General features: G+C 68.3%; 22 protein-coding genes. 12 read left to right on the top strand and 10 right to left on the bottom strand.

What is annotated here, in order from left to right; translation table 11 throughout:
- The first annotated feature begins 19 nt into the window (after positions 1-19).
- The 3 genes from ACSFA2_RS11970 (at position 20) to ACSFA2_RS11960 (ending at position 2,517) form a co-directional block, all read left to right on the top strand.
- Positions 20-1,618: a gamma-glutamyltransferase family protein gene (locus tag ACSFA2_RS11970; protein WP_435455559.1), complete on the top strand. Its 1,599-nt coding sequence runs from the start codon at positions 20-22 to the stop codon at positions 1,616-1,618.
- A 117-nt stretch (positions 1,619-1,735) separates the two neighbouring features.
- Positions 1,736-2,080 (top strand): hypothetical protein, encoded by a 345-nt coding sequence (locus ACSFA2_RS11965; protein WP_435455558.1) that lies wholly within the window; start codon positions 1,736-1,738, stop codon positions 2,078-2,080.
- 209 nt (positions 2,081-2,289) lie between these two features.
- On the top strand, positions 2,290-2,517 hold the full coding sequence (locus tag ACSFA2_RS11960) for a DUF3606 domain-containing protein (RefSeq protein ID WP_435455557.1): 228 nt from the start codon (positions 2,290-2,292) through the stop codon (positions 2,515-2,517).
- A 38-nt stretch (positions 2,518-2,555) separates the two neighbouring features.
- On the opposite strand, the gene ACSFA2_RS11955 is transcribed toward ACSFA2_RS11960, so the two are convergent.
- Together ACSFA2_RS11955 and ACSFA2_RS11950 are read right to left on the bottom strand one after the other, a co-directional pair.
- Positions 2,556-4,001 (bottom strand): nicotinate phosphoribosyltransferase, encoded by a 1,446-nt coding sequence (locus tag ACSFA2_RS11955; protein ID WP_435455556.1) that lies wholly within the window; start codon positions 3,999-4,001, stop codon positions 2,556-2,558.
- A gap of 67 nt (positions 4,002-4,068) precedes the next feature.
- The gene (locus tag ACSFA2_RS11950) at positions 4,069-5,139 is read right to left on the bottom strand and encodes a bifunctional nicotinamide-nucleotide adenylyltransferase/Nudix hydroxylase (protein ID WP_435455555.1); all 1,071 of its coding nucleotides are present in this window, start codon (positions 5,137-5,139) and stop codon (positions 4,069-4,071) included.
- Between the two features lie 85 nt (positions 5,140-5,224).
- Here ACSFA2_RS11950 and ACSFA2_RS11945 point away from each other — a divergent pair, with 85 nt between their 5' ends.
- Positions 5,225-6,046, top strand: coding sequence for a pseudouridine synthase (locus ACSFA2_RS11945; protein ID WP_435455554.1), 822 nt, complete (start codon positions 5,225-5,227; stop codon positions 6,044-6,046).
- A 24-nt stretch (positions 6,047-6,070) separates the two neighbouring features.
- Here the strand turns inward: ACSFA2_RS11945 and aqpZ are convergent, their stop codons facing one another.
- Positions 6,071-6,769 carry an aquaporin Z gene (gene aqpZ, locus ACSFA2_RS11940; protein WP_435455553.1) on the bottom strand — a complete coding sequence of 233 codons (699 nt, stop codon included), beginning with the start codon at positions 6,767-6,769 and terminating at the stop codon, positions 6,071-6,073.
- A gap of 201 nt (positions 6,770-6,970) precedes the next feature.
- Here aqpZ and htpG point away from each other — a divergent pair, with 201 nt between their 5' ends.
- From htpG to ACSFA2_RS11925, 3 genes are read left to right on the top strand one after another with little or no spacing between them, the layout of a single operon-like run.
- Complete coding sequence (htpG, locus tag ACSFA2_RS11935; protein WP_435455552.1) at positions 6,971-9,007, top strand: molecular chaperone HtpG; 2,037 nt, start codon at positions 6,971-6,973, stop codon at positions 9,005-9,007.
- A 55-nt stretch (positions 9,008-9,062) separates the two neighbouring features.
- Positions 9,063-9,458, top strand: coding sequence for a hypothetical protein (locus ACSFA2_RS11930; RefSeq protein ID WP_435455551.1), 396 nt, complete (start codon positions 9,063-9,065; stop codon positions 9,456-9,458).
- Positions 9,459-9,515: 57 nt separating this feature from the next.
- Positions 9,516-9,731 (top strand): 4-oxalocrotonate tautomerase, encoded by a 216-nt coding sequence (locus ACSFA2_RS11925; RefSeq protein WP_435455550.1) that lies wholly within the window; start codon positions 9,516-9,518, stop codon positions 9,729-9,731.
- Positions 9,732-9,785: 54 nt separating this feature from the next.
- Here the strand turns inward: ACSFA2_RS11925 and ACSFA2_RS11920 are convergent, their stop codons facing one another.
- Positions 9,786-10,604 (bottom strand): IclR family transcriptional regulator, encoded by an 819-nt coding sequence (locus ACSFA2_RS11920; RefSeq protein WP_435455549.1) that lies wholly within the window; start codon positions 10,602-10,604, stop codon positions 9,786-9,788.
- Entirely contained in the window at positions 10,585-11,220 is a 636-nt protein-coding gene (locus ACSFA2_RS11915; protein ID WP_435455548.1) for a flavin reductase family protein, read from the bottom strand. Before ACSFA2_RS11915 ends, ACSFA2_RS11920 begins: the two co-directional genes overlap by 20 nt.
- A gap of 198 nt (positions 11,221-11,418) precedes the next feature.
- On the opposite strand from ACSFA2_RS11915, the gene ACSFA2_RS11910 reads away from it, so the two are divergent.
- Genes ACSFA2_RS11910 through hpaH form a run of 5 tightly spaced genes read left to right on the top strand, consistent with a single transcriptional unit; the run spans position 11,419 to position 15,421 of the window.
- Positions 11,419-12,396: a Bug family tripartite tricarboxylate transporter substrate binding protein gene (locus ACSFA2_RS11910; RefSeq protein ID WP_435455547.1), complete on the top strand. Its 978-nt coding sequence runs from the start codon at positions 11,419-11,421 to the stop codon at positions 12,394-12,396.
- Positions 12,393-12,815, top strand: coding sequence for a RidA family protein (locus ACSFA2_RS11905; protein WP_435455546.1), 423 nt, complete (start codon positions 12,393-12,395; stop codon positions 12,813-12,815). Before ACSFA2_RS11910 ends, ACSFA2_RS11905 begins: the two co-directional genes overlap by 4 nt.
- Positions 12,816-12,840: 25 nt before the next feature.
- Positions 12,841-13,728 (top strand): amidohydrolase family protein, encoded by an 888-nt coding sequence (locus ACSFA2_RS11900; RefSeq protein ID WP_435455545.1) that lies wholly within the window; start codon positions 12,841-12,843, stop codon positions 13,726-13,728.
- Complete coding sequence (locus ACSFA2_RS11895; RefSeq protein WP_435455544.1) at positions 13,725-14,612, top strand: fumarylacetoacetate hydrolase family protein; 888 nt, start codon at positions 13,725-13,727, stop codon at positions 14,610-14,612. Before ACSFA2_RS11900 ends, ACSFA2_RS11895 begins: the two co-directional genes overlap by 4 nt.
- On the top strand, positions 14,609-15,421 hold the full coding sequence (hpaH, locus tag ACSFA2_RS11890) for a 2-oxo-hept-4-ene-1,7-dioate hydratase (RefSeq protein ID WP_435455543.1): 813 nt from the start codon (positions 14,609-14,611) through the stop codon (positions 15,419-15,421). Before ACSFA2_RS11895 ends, hpaH begins: the two co-directional genes overlap by 4 nt.
- A 57-nt stretch (positions 15,422-15,478) precedes the next feature.
- Here hpaH and ACSFA2_RS11885 read toward each other — a convergent pair whose 3' ends face one another.
- From ACSFA2_RS11885 to ACSFA2_RS11865, 5 genes are all read right to left on the bottom strand, one after another.
- Complete coding sequence (locus ACSFA2_RS11885) at positions 15,479-16,513, bottom strand: serine/threonine protein kinase (RefSeq protein WP_435455542.1); 1,035 nt, start codon at positions 16,511-16,513, stop codon at positions 15,479-15,481.
- A gap of 103 nt (positions 16,514-16,616) precedes the next feature.
- Positions 16,617-17,042 (bottom strand): organic hydroperoxide resistance protein, encoded by a 426-nt coding sequence (locus tag ACSFA2_RS11880; RefSeq protein ID WP_435455541.1) that lies wholly within the window; start codon positions 17,040-17,042, stop codon positions 16,617-16,619.
- 58 nt (positions 17,043-17,100) lie between these two features.
- Positions 17,101-17,550, bottom strand: coding sequence for a MarR family winged helix-turn-helix transcriptional regulator (locus ACSFA2_RS11875; protein ID WP_435455540.1), 450 nt, complete (start codon positions 17,548-17,550; stop codon positions 17,101-17,103).
- A gap of 81 nt (positions 17,551-17,631) precedes the next feature.
- Positions 17,632-18,447 carry a crotonase/enoyl-CoA hydratase family protein gene (locus tag ACSFA2_RS11870; RefSeq protein WP_435455539.1) on the bottom strand — a complete coding sequence of 272 codons (816 nt, stop codon included), beginning with the start codon at positions 18,445-18,447 and terminating at the stop codon, positions 17,632-17,634.
- Positions 18,448-18,507: 60 nt separating this feature from the next.
- Positions 18,508-19,356: a 3-hydroxybutyryl-CoA dehydrogenase gene (locus ACSFA2_RS11865; protein WP_435455538.1), complete on the bottom strand. Its 849-nt coding sequence runs from the start codon at positions 19,354-19,356 to the stop codon at positions 18,508-18,510.
- Between the last annotated feature and the right edge of the window lie 22 nt (positions 19,357-19,378).

Genomic DNA, 19,378 nt, shown 5'->3' with positions numbered 1-19,378 from the left:
GTCCCTCCCCCAACGATCCATGAACTGGTCCCTTCCCCATCCGTCCGGCCGGCAGCCGGTGCTGGCGCGCAACGTCGTCGCGACCTCGCAGCCACTGGCCGCGCAGGCCGGTGCGGCGGCCTTCGCCCGCGGCGGCAACGCCATCGATGCCGCGCTGGCGGCGGCCATCACGCTGACCGTGGTCGAGCCGGTCATGAACGGCATCGGCGGCGACGGCTTCGCGCTGGTGTGGGACGGCGGCCAGCTGCACGGCCTCAATGCCTCGGGCCGCTCGCCTGCGGGCTGGGACGCCGCGCGCTTCAAGGGCCTGGACGCCATGCCGGCTCGCGGCTGGGACACGGTCACCGTGCCGGGCCAGGTGGCGGGCTGGGCGGCGCTGTCGGAGCGCTTCGGCGCGCTGCCTTTCGACGACCTGTTCGTCGACGCGATCCGCCATGCGCGCGACGGCTTCCCCGTGAGCCCGGTCATCGCCGGGCAGTGGGCCGAGTCCGTCCGCGACCTGCACACCTACCCCGGCTTCGACGCCTTCATGCCGCGCGGCCGCGCACCCGCCGCGGGCGAGGTCTGGCGTTTCGCGCAGCAGGCCGACACGCTCGAAGAGATCGCACGCACGCGGGGCGAGTCGTTCTACACCGGCCGGCTGGCGCGCGAGATCAGCGCCTTCGCCGCGTCGCATGGCGCGGCGCTGGGCCTGGCCGATCTGGCGGCGCACCGCAGCGAGTGGGTCGAGCCGATCAGCGTCGGCTTCCGCGGCCACCAGGTGCATGAGATCCCGCCGAACGGGCAGGGCATCGCGGCGCTGATGGCGCTGGGCATCCTGGAGCACCTGCCCTACGACGACACGGCCATCGGCTCCGCGGCGCGCATGCACCTGGAGATCGAAGCCATGCGCCTGGCCTTCGCCGACCTGCAGACCCATGTGGGCGATCCGGCGCACATGCGCCTCACGTCGGCGCAACTGCTAGCCCCCGCCTACCTGCGCGAACGCGCGCGCCTGATCGACCCGAAGCGCGCCGGGCGCTACGCCGCCGGCGCGCCGCCGGTGGGTGGCACCGTGTACCTGTGCACCGCCGACGCCGAGGGCCGGATGGTGTCGTACATCCAGTCGAACTACCGCGGCTTCGGCTCGGGCCTGGTCGTGCCGGGCACCGGCATCGCGCTGCACAACCGCGGCTCGGGCTTCGTCACCACGCCCGGCCATGTGAACGAGGTGGCGGGCAACAAGCGCCCGCAGCACAGCATCATTCCAGCCTTTCTGACCAAGGACGACCAGCCCGTGATGGCCTTTGGCGTGATGGGCGGCAACATGCAGGCGCAGGGCCATGTCCAGATGGTGCTGCGGCATGTCGTCGAAGACCTCAACCCGCAGGCCTGCTCCGACGCGCCGCGCTGGCGCATCAACGACGCCGCCACGCTGACGGTCGAGCCGACCGTCTCCGATGCGGTGGTCGAGGGTCTGCGGGCGCTGGGCCACGCGCCCGACAAGACGGCGCCGGGCAACCTGCTTTTCGGTTCCGCGCAACTCGCGCAGCGCCTGCCTTCCGGCCCCGATGGGAATGACATCGTGTACGCAGCCGGCTCCGACCACCGGCGCGACGGGCAGGCCGTCGGCTGCTGACAGCGCGCGCTGGCGCCTCGCATTGACGCCGTCTTTACGCCGCTGCCCGGAGGCTTTGCACCGTTTTGACGGGCGCTTTCAGACACTGGCTTCCTGTTCATTTCCAGCAGGAATGCCATGGCCTATGCCGCCTACCGGGAACCTCCCGGTGCCACCCCCGCCGTCCGCGAGACGACCTTCCACGTGCTCGATGTCACGGTCGCCTCGGTCGATGCCTGCCGCGTCCGGCGGGCGCTGGCGGCGTGCGAGGGGGTGGGCGTGCTGCGCTGCGAACCGCTGCTGCACGCCAGCGCGGCCAGCGCGCATGCGGCGCCGCGCGTGCGGCTCATGGTGCGCCTGCCGCTGTCGCGCTACGCAGAAGTCCTGCACGGGGTGCTGGCCTGCGTGCCGGACGGCGAGATCGGAGCGCTCACCTCCTGGCGCGCCCATCTGCAGCGCTGCGGAGTGGCCCATGGGGGTTGATGTGCTGCGCGCCCTGTGTGCCCTGGGCAGTGTCTTCATCCCGCTGGCGGTGGCCGGCCTGTCGGTGCATTGGCAAGCGCGACGGCTTCGCCGCGCTGCGCGCACTGTCGGACCTGTCCTGCATCGGCGATCTGCACCGTCCTGTCGCACCAATTGATGTGCAGGCGCACCGTGTCGGGGCGATCAAGGAACCCCTAGGAGACATGGTGATGGCCCCCAATTTCGAAACCCGCAGCCCCCGCGATACGGGCTGGATCAATCTGGGCGAGCCGCGCGAGGTTCGCTACTGGACGCGTGCACTGGCGGTGACCGAAACGCGTCTGCGTGCCGCCGTCGGCGCGGCCGGCGACTCGACGCAGGCGGTGTGCCGCTACCTCGGCATTCCACGCGTCGCGAGCCGGCCTGTCGAAGCGCTGCAGGAGACGGAGCAGATCTGAACGTCCGGCCGGCGAACGCACCCCGCGCTGAACACGCGCTACAGCGGTGCGCGCGAGATGATCAGCGCACGTGCCCCCGCCGCCGCGCGTTCACGTACCGCCTCGAAGCCGACGTTGCTGAGCACCGTGCCGTTTTCGAACACGGTCTCGAGCAGATCGTCCTGGCTGTCTCGCAGTGCCTCCGCACGCACCGTTTCGATCGCGCCGTCGGCATTGCGCACCAGCGTGAGCCGGCCCTTCTTGGACGCCTTGCCAGGGTCACCCACCGGTGACTTGTAGACGTCGCGCCATTGCCCGTCGACCTGCATCGCCGAGCACTTCATCGCCCACTGCATGGTGTCGCGATTGACCTGTTGCAGCAGTCCGCCGCCCATGCCGAAGGCGATGTTCTCGGCCGAAAAGCCGTTGTGATAAAGATTCGACAGGCACAGCCGCAACGCGTCGAGGTTGATGCCGTCGCCCTGGATGATGCGCACGTTGTTGAGCACCCGGTAGCCCTTGGCGTTGGTCGTGGTGCCGAAGCGTGCGGCCAGGATCTGCGCGACCTTGAGCACCGTCTCGGCCGGGTCGCCGGAGTCTGGCCGCACCACCAGCGTGGCGCCGGACTGCACCACCAGGTCCTTCAGCTCGGTGCCCCAGATCCGGTCGCAGGCGTTGAAGATGTCGTAGCTGTCGCTCACCACCGCGAACACGGCGCCGGGCTTGCCGAACTGCTCGACCATGTTGCGGTAGGCCGCCGATTCCTGGTCGCGGCCCCACCCGGTGATGGTGCTGTGCTCGGCCGCAGGAATCGAGAAGCCCGCCACGTCGCAGTCGTAGTAGCGGCGTGCCGCGACCAGCGCGACGATCGTGTCGGTGCCGAGGAAATTGACCAGGTGCGCCATGCCACCCAGCGCGGCCGATTCGAGGCTCGACACGCCGCGCGCGCCGAAGTCGTGCAGCTTGAAGGCGATCTGCCCTTGCGGGTCGTCGCAGGTCGCTTCGAGGTAGCGCAGCAGCGTGGCCTTGGCCGCGCCCGACAGCGTGGCCACCGTGGTCGGGTACCAGATGGCACGCAGCAGTTCGGTCTCGAGAAAGCTGGTGATCCAGAAGAATTCTGGGTCGGTGTTCTCGATGGTGGCGAGCACGTTGTGCACCGGCACCACGCTGCCTTCGGGCACGGCGCGGATGCGCACCGGCATGAAGCCGCCGTGCTTCTCGATGAGGCGCATCCAGCCTTCGCGGTTGAAGGGCTCGCCGTGCACCGCCATCAGCGCGGCCGCTTCGTCGACGTCGGCGACCGTGACGGGGGTGGAGAGGTATTCGCGCAGGTAGGCCTGCAGGCCGAAGAAGAGGGAATGGCTGAAGGCGCCGCCGCGCGATTCGATGTAGCTGAAGACCGTCTGCGTGCCGGGCGGGTACTGCATCCAGTGCGACACCTTGTACGAGTCGGTGCGCAGCAGCAGGTTGCTGCCGAGGGGAGAAGGGGAGGTGCTGCGGGTCATGGTGAAAGCTCCTTTCACGTGGGCCCCGTCAACCAGGGCCCGTTCTTGCAGAAATGGTCTGGGGTTTCTAGTTCTTGCCCAGGCCGCCAAGGAAATGGTTGGCGATGAAGAAGTGGTCTTCGTACATGCGCTCCTGCATGTCGAGGAACTCGGCGATCGGCACCCAGCGCACCGCGGCCGCGTCGTCGGCGGCACGCACGTCCGACAGGCCGGTCCACTGGTTGTGGGAGAGCTCGAAGAAGAAGCCGTGCGTGATCGTGCGGCCACGCTGCGAGCGGTCGGGCGCATCGAACACGTGGCTGGCCTTCATGCTGCCGTGCAGCACCGGCACCGGTACTTTCAGGCGTGTCTCTTCCTTCAGCTCGCGGATGGCCGCGTCCTGCAGCCGCTCGTGCTGGCCGACGAAGCCACCGGGCAGCGCCCACGTGCCCTTGCCCGGATGGAACTTGCGCTGCACCAGCAGGATGTGGCCGGCCTCGACCACCACCGCATCGACGGTGGTGTAGATCGGCGGGAAGTCGCTGCCGGCGTAGCGGTACTTGGTCTTGTAGTCGGCCAGGAAGACACGCTCGTCGCACAGGGCCGCGTAGTCGTCGGTGCCGGCGAACTGATCGAGGAAGGCGGCGGTGCCGTCGGGCAGGTCGGCACGCGACAGCTGACCGCGGTTCTCGGGGTCGAAGTAGAGGCTGCGCACATCGGTCGCATGGATGCTCTCGACCCCATCGAGCCCGATGAACTCCCAGGTGGGGAACAGGCGCAGGTAGTAGCTCGACGCGTCCTTCAGATGGCCGATGAGCGCGACCGGGGTCTGTGCGGCCACGGCGCCGTCCTGCTGGATCAGTCGGTCGACCGCCGACTGGATCGATGCGATCCAGAGCTGGTCGTTGTAGGGCGAGTCGCCCACGCCGACGACGCTCACGCGCATCTGCTCATTGCTGCGCAGCGATGCGCGCACCATGCGCTCGCGCTCGTCGAAGGTGAAGGGGTTCTTGAAGCTGCGGGGCTTGCGGTCGGACCCGACGACGACGATCACGCGCTCTGCAGCGCGCAATGCCTCTTCGATGAGTCGCTGGTGACCGAAATGGACCGGCTGGAAACGGCCGATGACGACCGCGTACGGGTACTTGCGTGTGCTCACTTGGGAATCCCCCAAAATGGCCGCAGTCAACCTGCGGCGTAGCGCCAGAATAGCAGCCCGCCTCCGTTCCTTCAACGTCTTTTTCATGACCACGTCCGCCGAACCCGTCCGCCTCAACAAACGCATGGCCGAGCTCGGCATCTGCTCGCGCCGCGAGGCCGACGACTGGATCGCGCAGGGCTGGGTCAAGGTCAACGGCCAGCCGGCCGAGATGGGCGTGAAGGTGACGCCGGCCGACAAGGTCGAGGTTGACAAGAAGGCGCACGGCCATCAGGCCCAGCAGGTGACCATCCTGCTGCACAAGCCGATGGGTTACGTGAGCGGCCAGGCCGAGGACGGCCACGAGCCGGCGGTGATGCTCATCAACCCGCGCACGCATTGGCGCGAAGACCCCAGCACGAACCGCTTCTCGCCGCCGCAGTTGCGCGGCCTGGCGCCGGCCGGGCGGCTGGACATCGATTCGGTCGGGCTGCTGGTGCTGACGCAGGACGGCCGCGTCGCACGCCAGCTCATCGGCGAGGACTCGGGCATCGAGAAGGAATACCTGGTGCGCGTGGCTTACCACGGTCCGAACAAGCCGGCGCCGCTGGGGCAACTGGTGCGTATCGACGACGACGATCCCGTCACGACCAATGTGCAGGCGGTCTTCCCGCCCGCGATGCTCGCGCGCCTGCGCCATGGTCTGAGCCTCGACGGCCAGCCGCTGAAGCCCGCGCGCGTCGACTGGCAGAACCCCGAGCAGCTGCGCTTCGTGCTGACCGAAGGCAAGAAGCGGCAGATCCGCCGCATGTGCGAGCAGGTCGGGCTCAAGGTGGTGGGCTTGAAGCGCATCCGCATCGGGCGCGTGGTGCTGGGCAGCCTGCCGGCCGGGCAGTGGCGCTACCTGGGCGCCCACGAGAAATTCTGACGGCGCCCCCCGCGCCGCCAGCGTTCACTCGTCTTTCAGCAGCACGTTGTAGATCAGTGCGCCAATCACGGCGCCGGCGATCGGCGCTACCCAGAACAGCCACAGCTCCGACACGGCGTACGACGGGCCGAACAGCGCCGGCCCGGTGCTGCGGGCCGGGTTGACCGAGGTGTTGGTCACCGGGATCGAGATCAGGTGGATCAACGTGAGGCACAGGCCGATCGCCAGGCCGCCGAAGCCGGCCGCCGCACGCTTGGCCGTCGCGCCGAGGATGACGATCAGGAAAACGGCGGTAAGCACCACCTCGGTGATGAGCGCCGCCGCCATGTTGAACTTGCCGGGCGAGTGCTCACCATAGCCGTTGGTGGCGAAGCCGCCCACCTCGGCACCGGGCTTGCCGGTGGCGATCAGGTACAGCACGCCGGCCGCCACGATGGCGCCGAGCACCTGGGCGATGACGTACCCGGGCAGCGCCGATGCCTTGAAGCGCCCGCCGACCACGAGGCCCACCGATACGGCCGGGTTGAAGTGCCCGCCCGAGATCGGGCCGAGCGCGTAGGCGCCGGTAAGCACGGTGAGCCCGAAGGCCAGGGCGACGCCGGCGAAGCCGATGCCCAGTTGCGGAAAGGCGGCGGCGAGCACCGCGCTCCCGCATCCACCGAACGTGAGCCAGAAGGTGCCGACGAACTCGGCGGACCATTTCTTGATGTTGCTGATTTCCATTTTTTCTCTCCCTGTTTCCGTGACATGAATGCCGGGCTGAACCCTGCGCGGCGGATTCTAGGAAGGGCACGGCGCCTTACGGAGAAACGGATTGCGCCATCCGGTATCTCTTCACGTTGCAACAGTTGAAAATGGCGGTCCCGGCCACATGTCGCGATGGGGCTGTGCGCCTCCCGTTTCTTTTTTCGATCCCAGAGAACCATGACTGCAACGACCAAACTCCCATTCCAGGCCGAAGTGGCCCAGCTGCTGCACCTCGTCACGCACTCGCTCTACTCGAACAAGGAAATCTTCCTGCGTGAACTGATTTCCAACGCCTCGGACGCCTGCGACAAGCTGCGCTTCGAAGGCATCGACAACCCCGCGCTGTACGAGGACGCGCCCAGCCTCGAAGTGCGCGTGTCCTTCGACAAGACCGCCCGCACGCTCACCATCGCCGACAACGGCATCGGCCTGTCGAAGCAGGAAGCCATCGACAACCTGGGCACCATCGCCAAGAGCGGCACCAAGGATTTCATGAGCAAGCTGAGCGGCGACCAGAAGGCCGATGCCCAGCTCATCGGCCAGTTCGGCGTGGGCTTCTATTCGGGCTTCATCGTGGCCGACCGCATCACGGTCGAATCGCGCCGCGCCGGCGTGCCGGCGGACCAGGGCGTGCGCTGGGCCAGCGGTGGCGCGGGCGACTTCGAGGTCGACGACATCGAGCGTGCGCAGCGCGGCACCAGCGTCACGCTGCACCTGCGGGACGATGCCGAGGAATACCTCAACGCCTGGAAGCTCAAGCAGGTCATCGGCAAGTACTCCGACCACATCTCGCTGCCGATCCTCATGGAGAAAGAGGAGTGGAAGGAAGGCGAGAACGATCAGCCCGGCGACATGGTCAAGACCGGCGAATGGGAGCCGGTGAACAAGGCCAGCGCGCTGTGGACGCGGGCCAAGAAGGACATCAGCGCCGAGCAGTACGCCGAGTTCTACAAGACCATCAGCCACGACTACGAAGACCCGCTCGCCTGGAGCCACAACCGCGTCGAAGGCAGCACCGAGTACACGCAGTTGCTCTACATCCCGGCCAAGGCGCCGATGGACCTGTGGAACCGCGAGAAGACGGCGGGCGTGAAGCTCTACGTCAAACGTGTCTTCATCATGGACGACGCCGAGGCGTTGATGCCCGGCTACCTGCGCTTCGTCAAGGGCGTGATCGACTCGGCCGACCTGCCGCTCAACGTGAGCCGCGAGCTGCTGCAGGAAAGCCGCGACGTGAAGGCGATCCGCGAGGGCAGCACCAAGCGCGTGCTGTCGATGCTGGAAGACCTGGCCAGGAAGCAGAAGGCCGCGGCCGACAGCGCGGCCGGCAAGATCGACGTGGGCTCCGGCGAATCAGTGCCGGCGCCCGAGCCGACCGAGGTCACCGACGTGGTCGACAAGAACGACGCCGTGCCGGCCGCTGAAGCCGCGGCCGAGTTCGCGGCCGACGAGGACGCGGGCAAGTACGCGAAGTTCTACGCCGAGTTCGGCGCGGTGCTCAAGGAAGGGCTGGGCGAGGACCACGGCAACCGCGAGCGCATCGCCAAGCTGCTGCGCTTCGCCTCGACCACCACCGACACCGTGAGCGTCGGCTTCGCCGACTACAAGGCGCGCATGAAGGAAGGCCAGGAGGCCATCTACTACATCACCGCCGACTCGCTGGCCGCCGCCAAGAACAGCCCGCAGCTCGAGCTCTTCAAGAAGAAGGGCATCGAGGTGCTGCTGATGACCGACCGCGTCGACGAATGGGCGCTGAACTACCTGCAGGATTTCGACGGCACGCCGCTGCAGAGCGTGGCCAAGGGTGCGGTCGACCTGGGCACGCTCCAGGACGAGGCCGAGAAGAAGGCCGCCGAGGAAGCGGCCGAGACCTTCAAGCCGGTGCTCGATCGGCTCAAGGAAGCCCTCAAGGACAAGGCCCAGGACGTGCGCGTGACCACGCGCCTGGTCGACTCGCCCGCCTGCCTGGTGGTGCAGGACGGCGGCATGAGCACGCAGCTGGCCCGCATGCTCAAGCAGGCCGGCCAGCCGGCACCGGAACTCAAGCCGGTGCTCGAAGTCAATGCCGAGCACCCGCTGGTGAAAAAGCTGGAGGGTTCGGCACATTTCGAGGACCTGGCGAACATCCTGTTCGACCAGGCCTTGCTGGCCGAAGGCGGCCTGCCGGAAGATCCGGCCGCCTACGTGCGGCGCGTCAACGCGCTGCTGGTCTGAGCGAAGGGGCCGGTCGGCCGCTTCGATGGCACATCACCAGGGAGCGACCGACACCATGACAAAGAACCACCGCCTTTCCACGACCCTCGCCGCCGCTTCGCGCGGCGGCGTTTTCCTTGCCGTGCTGGCCTTGGCGGGCTGCGCCTCCGGCGGCAGCGGCGTCGGTGTGGGCATCGGCATCCCGCTGTTCCCGGGCCTGTCGCTCGGGGTGGGCGTCGGCTCGGGCGGGCCGAGCCTGGGGCTCGGCACCGGCTGGGGCCCGGTCGGTGCAGGCGTCGGTGTGAACACCCGCGGGCAGGTCTATGGCGGCGCGGGCGTGGGTGCCAGCACGGGTGTGGGCGGCGGCGCGTCGGTGGGCGTGGGGGTCGGGCAGAGCGTGCTGCTGCACGACCCGAACGCACCGCCGACCGCCGTGGCGCCACCGCCGGCACCGGCGCCGGTCCTGCCCTGAGGCCTGCGGTGCGTGCGCGTTTCGCGCATAGTCACGGTTTTCATCCCAGGAGAACCCATGCCTCTCATCCGCGTCGAACTGTTCGAGGGCCGCACGGTCGAGCAGAAGCGCGCGCTGGCCGCCGCGTTGACCGAAGCCACCATGAAGACGCTCGGCACGCCTGCCGATGCGGTGGACGTGATGTTCTTCGACGTGCCCAAGCACGACTGGGCGACGGCCGGCGTGCTGGCCAGCGACCGGGCCGCTGCGCCGCCTGCCGGCCCGAAGCCCTGATCTTTCTCCCGCATGCGTCCATATCATGGACGCTTGCAGGGTCTTCCCTCTGTTTCAGCCGCCGTTGCGACTGCTCTTGCGCCGTGCGAGTTCAGCGGCCTGCGCGCCGATCAGCGCGGCCCGTTCCTTCATGTGCGCGACCACCGTCGGCACGCGCTCGTCGGGCAGGCGCTCGGTGATGGTGGCGATCGCCAACCCGGCGACGGTGCGGCCGTCGGCCACGCAGACCGGCACCGCCACCGCCCGCGAGCCCGGCACCACACCCACCGGTGCGTAGGCATAGCCCTGGGCGCGGGTGCGCGCTGCGCGCGCCAGCAGGTCGGCCGGGTCGACGTGCAGCGCCTGCAGCCGGCGCGCATTGCGCCGCACCACCTCGTTCGCTTCCTCGGCCGGCAACGCAGCGAGCAGCACCAGGCCGCTCACGCCCACGCCGAGCGGCCGCCGCGCGCCGATCTCGATCGACAGCACCTTGACCGGAAAGCTGCCGGGCCGGCGGTCGATGCACACCGAGTCGGCGCCGTTGCGGATGGTGAGGAAGGCCGTGTCGCCGAGGATCTCGCTGAGGTGCCGCAGGTGCGGTTCGGCAATCGCGCGGATCGGGAAGCGGGTCGAGCGCGCGAGCCCGAGCAGCGAGACCTCGCCGCCGATCAGGTAGCGGCGCGTGGCGGGGTCCTGCTCGACGGCGCCTTCTTCCACCAGCACGCGCAGGATGCGGTGCACCGTCGGGCGGTTCAGGCCGGTGTGGCTCACCACGTCGGTCAGGCGCACGCCGCGCTCCTGGCCGGTGGCGAGCACGCGCAGCACGGCGAGCGCGCGGCGCACGCTCTGGGCGCCGGCGGTGGCGGCCGTGTCTTTATCCGCCGCTGCCGCCATCCATCACCGTCTTGGCCGTTTGCTGCATGCCGCGCAGCGTGACGATCTCGCCGAGCGTCGCGTAGTTCGGTCCGCCGATGCGGCAGACCGGGTTCAGGGCGCGGGTGTCGACCTTGCCGTCGTGCAGCAGCCCATCGCGCAGGTGAAAGGCCGTGACCTCGCCGACGATGAACTCGGCGCCGGTCTGGCCGAAGGCGATCACGCGCTCGAGCTTGCATTCCATGCTGACCGGCGCGTCGGCCAGGCGCGGCACACGCACGGTCTGGCACGGCAGGGTGCCCAGGCCCAGCAGCTCGGTCTCGCTCACGTCGGGCGCGTGCTCGGCGCTGCTCTCGTGGATGGCCACCATCTGCGAGGCGTCGCCGATGTTCACCACGAACTCACGCATTGCATGGATGTTGGCTCCAGTGTCCTTGCGCTGGCCGGCCTTGCGCCCGATGTTCACGCCCAGCATCGGCGGCTTGTTCGACACGAAGGTGAAGCAGGAGAAGGGCGCGAGGTTCACCACGCCGTCTTCGGAGACGGTGGTGATCCAGGCGATCGGGCGGGGCACGACGATGCCGCTCATCAGGCGGTAGGTGGCTTCGGGCGACAGGTCGCCGGCATCGAGAAACATGGGAGGGCCTTCCGTGGTGGCTGAGCCCCGATTGTCGGGAGCGCTCTGGCGCGCGGGTGGTGCACTTTGGCAAAACGTCCATGATACGGAACAGTCTGGACATATTGCATTGCAGCATCGGGCGGCCCCTTCTTAAAGTGAACGGGTCGCCGATGAAACCGCAGCCACTTGCGGTGCCGGCGCAAGAGCAGGAGACATATGTTCAAGAAGACCCTCGGCACCCTCGCCATCGCCGCCTGTGCGGCTCTCGCCGTTCTGCCCGCCATCGCGCAGAGCAACTGGCCCGACAAACCCGTGAAGCTCGTGCTGCCCTACCCGCCGGGCGGCAACGTCGACGGCGCCGCCCGCATCGTCAGCGAGCAGTTGCAGGCCATCTTCAAGCAGCCTTTCCTGGTCGACAACCGTCCCGGCGCCGGCGGCATGATCGCCGGCGAGTTCGTCGCCAAGGCCGCACCGGACGGCTACACCTTCTTCATGGGGGCGAACGGGCCGATCCTGTTCTCGCCGACCATCTTCAAGCGCAACGCCTACGACTGGAAGAAGGACTTCGCGCCCGTCAGCTCGGTGTCGTTCACGCCGCTGGTGCTGCAGGTGAACGCCGGCACGCCGTACAAGACGATCGGCGAGTTCATCGCCGCCGCCAAGAAGCCGGGCAGCGCCCTGACGATGGCGTCGCCCGGCGCCGGCACTACCAACCACCTGGTGAGCGAGTACCTGCAGAAAGAGAGCGGCGCCAAGTGGCTGACCGTGCACTACAAGGGCAACGCCCCGGCGACCACCGACCTGCTGGGCGGGCAGGTGCAGTTCAACTTCGACCAGCTCTCGGTGGCGCAACCGTTCATCCAGCAGGGCCGTACGCGCGCGCTCGCCGTCACGTCGGCCAAACGCGTGCCGTCGATGCCGGACGTGCCGACCCTTCAGGAGTCCGGCTTCAAGGGCTTTGAAGCCGAGACCTTCACCGGCATCCTGGCGCCTGTCGGCACCCCGCCGGACATCCTGGCCCGCTTCTCCGAAGCCTTGCAGAAGATCCTGGCCGACAAGGCCGTGCAGGCCAAGTTCGAAACGCTCGGCGCCGAGGCTCGCGGCAGCACGCCCAAGCAGTTCACCCAGTTCCTCGCGAAGGAAGACGCGCGGTGGATGCCGGTCATCAAGCAAGCCAACATCTCCTCCGAATGAGCACCGCCACCACATCCCTGGGGCGCGCCGCACCGGCCGCCCGCACCAGCGTCTATGTCGAGGGCTTCAGCCACAAGAACCCGATCCCGGCGGGTTGCCGCATCGGCCCGCTGCTCGAGAGCGGCAGCATCCAGGGCAACGACCCGGCCACCGGCAAGCCGGCCGACACCATCGAGGCGCAGTGCCGCTTCATGCTCGACAACGTGCGCCGCATCGTCGAAGCCGCGGGCGGCAGCACGCAGGACATCGTGAAGCTCACCGTCTGGATGAAGGACCGCAGCCAGCGCCCCGCGCTCAACGTGCCCTGGCTCGAGATGTTCCCCGATGCCGCCTCGCGGCCCGCACGCCACGCGATCATCGCGCCCGAGCTCGACATGGGGAAGCTGATCGAGTGCAGCTTCACCGCCTGGATCGCCTGATCCCTACCGACCGCCCCACGACCCCATGCCCGACTACCTTCCCTTCGACCCCCATCCGCGCGCGCCGGTGCCGTTGCCGCCGGCACTGGCATGCGACAGCCAGTTCCACGTCTTCGGGCCCCGGGAGCAATACCCGGTGCGGCCCAATGCGGCCTACGAGATGCCGACTGCGACCTGGCAGGTCGCGAAGAAGCTCCACGCCACGCTAGGCATCGCGCGCGGCGTGATCGTCCAGGCCACGACCTACGGCGCCGACCACACCGTGGTGCTCGATGCGCTCGACGGACTCAACGCCGGCGGCCCGCGCCGTTACATGGCCTGTGCCAACGCGGCGGTGCTGACCGAGCGCGACGACGCCTACCTGCACAAGCTGCACGACGCCGGTGTGCGTGGCGCGCGCTTCACGCGCGGCGGCCTGGGCATCAGCCTGACGGCGGCCGAGCAGGAACGCGCCTTCGCCCGCGTCAAGGAGCTGGGCTGGTACGTCAAGGTGCAGCCGGAGCCCAACGGCATCGCCGAGCAGCTCGCGACCTTCGAGTCGCTCGACGTGCCGGTGCTGCTCGACCACATGGGCCGGGCCGATCCGTCGCGCGGCGACGCCGACCCGAGCCTGGTGCGCATCCTCGAACTGTTCCAGCGCGGCAACTTCTGGGTGATGCTGTCGCTGTCCGAAAAGATCTCGAAGGCCGGCGCGCCGTGGGGCGACGTGGTGCCGCTGGCGCAGCGCCTGATCGATGCTGCCCCCGACCGCTGCGTGTGGGGCAGCGACTGGCCGCACCCGGTGTCGGTCAAGCAGCCGCCCAACGAAGGCGCTCTGCTCGAACTGCTCTATCGCTTTGCGCCCGACGCCGCCACGCGGCAGAAGATCCTCGTCGACAACCCCGCCCGCTTCTTCGGATTCGAGACCGCATGAAACTCATCAGCTACCTCCACGGCGGGGCCTCGCACTGGGGCTGCCTTATCGACGACAGAAACGGCGACGGTGTCGTCGACCTCGGCCGCCGCTTGCCGGCGTTCGCATCCGTTGCCGCACTGCTCGAAGGCGGGGACGCCGCGCTGGCACAGGCCCGTGCGGCCGCCGAGGGCGCCGCACCCGACCACGCGCTGGCCGATGTGCGCGTCGAGACACCCATCGCTCGGCCGCGCCGCATCTTCTGCATCGGCGTGAACTACGCGCACCGCAACGCCGAGTACAAGGACGGCAGCGACCTGCCCAAGTACCCAAGCATCTTCATGCGCGTGGCCGAGTCCTTCGTGGGCCATGGCGAAGCGCTGCAGCAGCCGCTCGAATCGACACAGCTCGACTACGAGGGCGAGATCGCCATCGTCATCGGCCGCCGCGCGCGCCGCGTGAAGGGCGATGACGCGCTGGCCTGCATCGCCGGCCTCACCTGCATGAACGAAGGCACCATCCGCGACTGGGTGCACCACGCCAAGTTCAACGTGACGCAGGGCAAGAACTGGAACGCGTCCGGTGCCATCGGCCCGTGGATCGCCACCGCCGACGAGTTTCCCAACGGCTACGGCGCCCTGCGCGTGCAGACGCGCGTGAACGGCGAACCGCGGCAGGACGACACCACGGCGAACCTGATGTTCGACTTCGCCTACCTCGTCGGCTACCTCTCGACCTTCACCACGCTGGAGCCGGGCGACATCATCGCGACGGGTACGCCGATCGGCGCGGGCATCCGCTTCGATCCGCCGAAGTTCCTGCAGCCGGGCGACGTGGTCGAGGTCGAGGTGAGTGGCGTGGGCGTGCTGCGCAACGTCGTGAAGGCTGAAGAGGTGACGGCATGAGTCTCGACCAGAACACCCTGGCCCAGGCCGCCGAGCGGCTCGAAGAGGCCGAGCGCACGCGCGTCGCCTGCCGGCAGTTCTCGCTCGATTACCCCGACATGACGATCGACGACGCCTACGCGATCCAGCACGCCTGGATGCAGCTCAAGCTGCGCAACGGCCGGACGGTGAAGGGGCACAAGATCGGCCTCACGTCGAAGGCCATGCAGCGCGCGGTGAACATCGCCGAGCCCGACTACGGCACGCTGCTCGACGACATGTTCTATCGCGACGGCGCGGTGATTCCGTCGGAGCGCTTCCTGCAGCTGAAGATCGAGGCCGAGCTGGCCTTCGTGCTCGCCAGGCCGCTGTCGGGCCCTGACTGCACGCTGTTCGACGTGCTCGACGCCACGGCCTACGTCACGCCCGCGCTGGAGATCCTCGACGCGCGCATCCAGCGCATCGACCCCGAAACGAAGCGCACCCGCAACGTGTTCGACACCATCTCCGACAACGCGGCCAACGCGGCGCTGGTGCTGGGTGGCCGGCCCTTCAAGCCGGCGGTGATCGATGCCGACATGCGGCGCATCGGTGCCATCGTGAGCCGCAACGGCGAGGTCGAGGAGACGGGGCTGGCCGCCGGCGTGCTCAACCACCCGGGCTACGGCGTGGCGTGGCTGGCCAACCGGCTGCACCGCTTCGGCGTCACGCTGCAGCCGGGGCAGGTGATTCTTGCGGGCTCGTTCATCCGGCCGATCGAAGTGGTGAAGGGCGACACCATCGTGGCCGACTACGGCGAGTTCGGCACCGTGTCCTGCCACTTCGGCTGAGCGCCGTGTGTCCGCGCGCTTCGATCACTTCAGGAGCGCGCATGGTTGCCTGCCGTGCTACGCGTACAGCGGTTCCTCGTCCATCGACTCGCACTGGTCCTGCAGCATCTGGATCTGGCCCTTCCAGTAGTCGCTGGTGCCGAACCACGGGAAGTTGATCGGGAAGATCGGGTCTTCCCAGCGGCGCGCCAGCCAGGCGCTGTAGTGGATGAGTCGCAGCGTGCGCAGCGGCTCGATGAGCGCGAGCTCGCGGCGGTCGAAGGATCGGAACTGCTCGTAGCCGTCGAGCAGGCCGCTCAGCTGGCCGGTGCGCTGGGCACGGTCGCCCGACAGCAGCATCCACAGGTCCTGCACCGCGTAGCCGGTGCGCGCGTCGTCGAGGTCGACGAAGTGCGGGCCGCCCTCGGGCCGGTCGGTCGGTGTCCACAGGATGTTGCCGGGGTGCACGTCGCCATGCAGGCGCAGCTTGCGCAACGTCGCGTCGGTGGAGGTGGGTGACAACGCCGTCGCGGCGATGCGGTCGAGCGCCTCGTTGCAGGCCTTCTCCCATTCGCGCTGCACGTCGAGCGGGATTTTCTCGTTGCCCAGAAGCCAGTCGCGCGAGGCGATGCCGAAGCTCTGCAGGTCGAGGGTCGGCCTCGCCGCGAAGGGCCGCGCCGCGCCGATGGTGTGGATGCGCGCGAGGAAGCGGCCGACCCATTCGAGCACCTCGAAGTCATCCAGCTCCGGCGAGCGACCGCCACGGTACGGGCTCACGCTGAAGGCGAAGCCGTCGTGGTGGTGCAGTGTGCTGCCATGCACTTCGATCGGCGGCACGGCGGGCACGTCGGCGGCGGCGAGTTCGAGCGAGAAGGCATGTTCTTCGAGGATCTCGGCCGAGGTCCAGCGCCCCGGCCGGTAGAACTTGACGACCACCGACGGGTAGGCTGCAGGCTGGTCGAGGAAGACCTGGTAGACCCGGTTCTCGTAGGAGTTGAGGGCCGTGAGTCGGCCGTCGCCGTGCAGGTCGAGCGTGGCCAGCGCGTCGAGCACCACGTCGGGCGTGAGGCTCTCGTAGGGATGGGTGTTCGCCGGCGCGCTTGAAGATGTCATGGCGCGATTGTCGGCGCGCACCGAACCGCATCGTGCAATGAGCGCCATGAGAAAAGGGCGGCACAGCCGCGAGGCTGCGCCGCCCTTCATCGGACGGGATCGATCAGGCGATCGTGATCTCGACGTCGATGTTGCCGCGGGTGGCGTTCGAGTACGGGCACACCTGGTGGGCGGTGTCGACCAGCTTCTGCTTCTGTTCGGCGTCGAGGCCGGGCAGCGTGATGGCCAGCTGCACGCTGATGCCGTAGGCGGCGCCGCCGTTCGTCGGGCCGAGCGAGACCTTCGAGTCGATCGCGACGTCATCGGGCACCTTCACGCCGACCTTCGGGCCGACCGCCTTCATTGCGCCGATGAAGCAGGCGGCGTAGCCGACCGCGAACAACTGCTCGGGGTTGGTGCCCGGCTTGCCCGAACCGGGCGAGCTCAGCTGCACGTCGAGCACGCCGTCGCTGGTCTTGCCGGCGCCGTCGCGGCCGCCCACGGTGTGGGCTTCGGCGGTGTAGAGAACCTTGTCGAGTTTCGTGGTCATGGTCGTTCCTTTGGAGTGGAGGGAAAAGAAATGCCTTCGATGAGGCGGAGAAAAATCGTCAGGCGGCCCGCACGCGGTCGCGCAGGGTCTGCAACTGCTTCGTGAGGCCGGCGAGTTCGTCGAGCGAACACTGGCTCGCGGCCAGCAGGCAGGCCGGAACGTCTGCCGCCCGTGCCTTCAGCTTGCGGCCCGCCGATGTCAGGGTGATGTGCACGCGGCGCTCGTCCGCCACGTCGCGCAGCCGCGCCACCAGGCCGTTCGCCTCCAGCCGCTTGAGCAGCGGCGTCAGCGTGCCGGAGTCGAGCGAGAGGCGATCACCGAGTTCCGACACCGTCGGGCCATCGGTTTCCCACAAGGCCAGCATCACGAGGTACTGGGGGTAGGTGAGCGACAGCTTCTCGAGCAGCGGCTTGTAGAGACGCGTCATCGCGAGGGAGGCGGAATACACGGCGAAGCACAGCTGGTTGTCCAGCTTGAGCAGTTCGTCGGGGGTGGGTGCGGAGCGCATGGGCTGAATGATAGTGAGCAATTGAATTGCGTGCAATTGAGGTGCAGTGCATGACCCTGTATGGATCAGGGTCGGGGAGGCTCAGTGGCCGGTGAAGCGGGCGGCGCGTCGTTCGACGAAGGCACGCACGCCCTCGGCCGCGTCGTCGCTGCGGGCGAGGCGCTGCTGCGTCTCGATGAACTCGGCCATCGCGGCCAGCGGCCCGTGCTCGACGGCACGCAGCGTGTTCAGCCGGGTGGCGACGACCGCGAGCGGCGCCTGTGCGGCGATCCGCTGCGCGATGGCCAGTGCGGCATCGAGCTCCTCACCCGCGCGCACCACCTTCTGGACGAAGTGCAGGCGCAGCGCCTCGGCACTGTCGAACTCGTCCGCGGTCAGCAGGTGCAGCATCGCGTTGCCGAGTCCGGCGCGCTCGGCCATCCGCAGCGTGGCGCCGCCGGTGGCCATGATCCCGCGCTGCACCTCGAGCTGCGAGAAGCGGCAGTCGTCGGCCGCGACCACGATGTCGGCGGCCAGCATCAGCTCGATGCCAACGGTAAAGCAGATGCCCTTGACCGCGACCACCATCGGCTTGGTGCGGCGGCGGTAGCCCGGCGTGCCGAGGTCGTTGGGCTCGACCAGCCCCAGCGGATAGGCCTTCTCGCCGCGCTTCATCAGCTCGCTGAACGACGGCAGGTCGAGCCCGGCGGTGAAGTGGTCGCCCAGCGCATGCAGCACACCCACGCGCAGGGCGGGGTCGTCATCAAGCCGCGTGTAGGCCTCGGCCAGTTCGCGGAACATGCGCGGCGTCCAGCCGTTGCGCTTGGCGGGGCGGTTGATGCCGATCAGCAGCACGTGGTCGAGCACCTGCGTGTTGATGCAGCCTTCGGGTGGCGGCGTGGGGGCGGAAGGGGTCATCGGTTGTCTCCGTTGTTGTTCTGTCGCGCCGGGCGGCGGGCGGATGTGCCCGCGTGGCACTTAATAGGTATAGACGCCGCGGCCGGTCTTGCGGCCGAGCTGGCCGGCCGCGACCATTTCCTTCAGCAGCGGGCAGGGGCGGTACTTGGAGTCGCCGTACTCCTCGAGGTACACGTCCATCACCGCCAGGCACACGTCCAGGCCGATCATGTCGGCCAGGGCCAGCGGGCCGATCGGCTGGTTGGTACCGAGCTTCATGCCGGCGTCGATGTCTTCGGCCGTCGCGATGCCTTCGGACAGCACGAAGAAGGCCTCGTTGATCATCGGCACCAGGATGCGGTTGACCACGAAACCCGGCGCGTTCTTCACGGTGATCGGCGACTTGCCCAGCGTCACCGACAGCGCCTTCACCGCGTCGTGCGTGGCGTCGCTCGTGAGGTAGCCGCGGATGATCTCCACCAGCGCCATCATCGGCACCGGGTTGAAGAAGTGCATGCCGATGAAGCGGTCGGCGCGCGAGGTGGCGGCGGCCAGCTTGGTGATCGAGATCGACGAGGTGTTCGACGCGATGATCACCTCGGGCGCGAGCAGCGCATCGACCTGCTTGAGGATCTTCAGCTTGAGCTCGTAATTTTCGGTGGCGGCTTCGATCACCAGTTGCGCGCCCTTCAGGTCCTCGTAGTTCGTCGAGCCCTGGATCAGCGCCAGTGCCGTGCTCTTCTGCTCGGCCGTCAGCTTTTCCTTCTTGATCAGCCGGTCGAGGCTGCCGCTCACGGTGGCCAGGCCCTTGTCGACGGCGGCTTGCGCGATGTCGACCATCACGACCTTCACGCCGGCGACCGCGCAGGCCTGCGCGATGCCGTTGCCCATGGTTCCGGCCCCGATGATGCCGACGGTTTGAATGTGCATGAAATGCTCCTTGCAGGGAATG

Source organism: Variovorax cryoconiti (assembly GCF_051216395.1).
In the GTDB taxonomy this organism is placed as follows: Bacteria; Pseudomonadota; Gammaproteobacteria; order Burkholderiales; family Burkholderiaceae_C; genus Variovorax.
The sequence above is the reverse complement of the archived record's forward strand: the minus strand, read 5'-3'. Positions and strand labels throughout refer to the sequence as shown.

Excerpts from the sequence above, each read along its gene's own strand:
- ACSFA2_RS11970 (WP_435455559.1), top strand. The coding sequence starts at position 20 with ATGAACTGGTCCCTTCCCCATCCGTCCGGCCGGCAGCCGGTGCTGGCG.
- ACSFA2_RS11965 (WP_435455558.1), top strand. The coding sequence starts at position 1,736 with ATGGCCTATGCCGCCTACCGGGAACCTCCCGGTGCCACCCCCGCCGTC.
- ACSFA2_RS11960 (WP_435455557.1), top strand. The coding sequence starts at position 2,290 with ATGGCCCCCAATTTCGAAACCCGCAGCCCCCGCGATACGGGCTGGATC.
- ACSFA2_RS11955 (WP_435455556.1), bottom strand. The coding sequence starts at position 4,001 with ATGACCCGCAGCACCTCCCCTTCTCCCCTCGGCAGCAACCTGCTGCTG.
- ACSFA2_RS11945 (WP_435455554.1), top strand. The coding sequence starts at position 5,225 with ATGACCACGTCCGCCGAACCCGTCCGCCTCAACAAACGCATGGCCGAG.
- aqpZ (WP_435455553.1), bottom strand. The coding sequence starts at position 6,769 with ATGGAAATCAGCAACATCAAGAAATGGTCCGCCGAGTTCGTCGGCACC.
- htpG (WP_435455552.1), top strand. The coding sequence starts at position 6,971 with ATGACTGCAACGACCAAACTCCCATTCCAGGCCGAAGTGGCCCAGCTG.
- ACSFA2_RS11930 (WP_435455551.1), top strand. The coding sequence starts at position 9,063 with ATGACAAAGAACCACCGCCTTTCCACGACCCTCGCCGCCGCTTCGCGC.
- ACSFA2_RS11925 (WP_435455550.1), top strand. The coding sequence starts at position 9,516 with ATGCCTCTCATCCGCGTCGAACTGTTCGAGGGCCGCACGGTCGAGCAG.
- ACSFA2_RS11920 (WP_435455549.1), bottom strand. The coding sequence starts at position 10,604 with ATGGCGGCAGCGGCGGATAAAGACACGGCCGCCACCGCCGGCGCCCAG.
- ACSFA2_RS11915 (WP_435455548.1), bottom strand. The coding sequence starts at position 11,220 with ATGTTTCTCGATGCCGGCGACCTGTCGCCCGAAGCCACCTACCGCCTG.
- ACSFA2_RS11910 (WP_435455547.1), top strand. The coding sequence starts at position 11,419 with ATGTTCAAGAAGACCCTCGGCACCCTCGCCATCGCCGCCTGTGCGGCT.
- ACSFA2_RS11905 (WP_435455546.1), top strand. The coding sequence starts at position 12,393 with ATGAGCACCGCCACCACATCCCTGGGGCGCGCCGCACCGGCCGCCCGC.
- ACSFA2_RS11900 (WP_435455545.1), top strand. The coding sequence starts at position 12,841 with ATGCCCGACTACCTTCCCTTCGACCCCCATCCGCGCGCGCCGGTGCCG.
- ACSFA2_RS11895 (WP_435455544.1), top strand. The coding sequence starts at position 13,725 with ATGAAACTCATCAGCTACCTCCACGGCGGGGCCTCGCACTGGGGCTGC.
- hpaH (WP_435455543.1), top strand. The coding sequence starts at position 14,609 with ATGAGTCTCGACCAGAACACCCTGGCCCAGGCCGCCGAGCGGCTCGAA.
- ACSFA2_RS11885 (WP_435455542.1), bottom strand. The coding sequence starts at position 16,513 with ATGACATCTTCAAGCGCGCCGGCGAACACCCATCCCTACGAGAGCCTC.
- ACSFA2_RS11880 (WP_435455541.1), bottom strand. The coding sequence starts at position 17,042 with ATGACCACGAAACTCGACAAGGTTCTCTACACCGCCGAAGCCCACACC.
- ACSFA2_RS11875 (WP_435455540.1), bottom strand. The coding sequence starts at position 17,550 with ATGCGCTCCGCACCCACCCCCGACGAACTGCTCAAGCTGGACAACCAG.
- ACSFA2_RS11870 (WP_435455539.1), bottom strand. The coding sequence starts at position 18,447 with ATGACCCCTTCCGCCCCCACGCCGCCACCCGAAGGCTGCATCAACACG.
- ACSFA2_RS11865 (WP_435455538.1), bottom strand. The coding sequence starts at position 19,356 with ATGCACATTCAAACCGTCGGCATCATCGGGGCCGGAACCATGGGCAAC.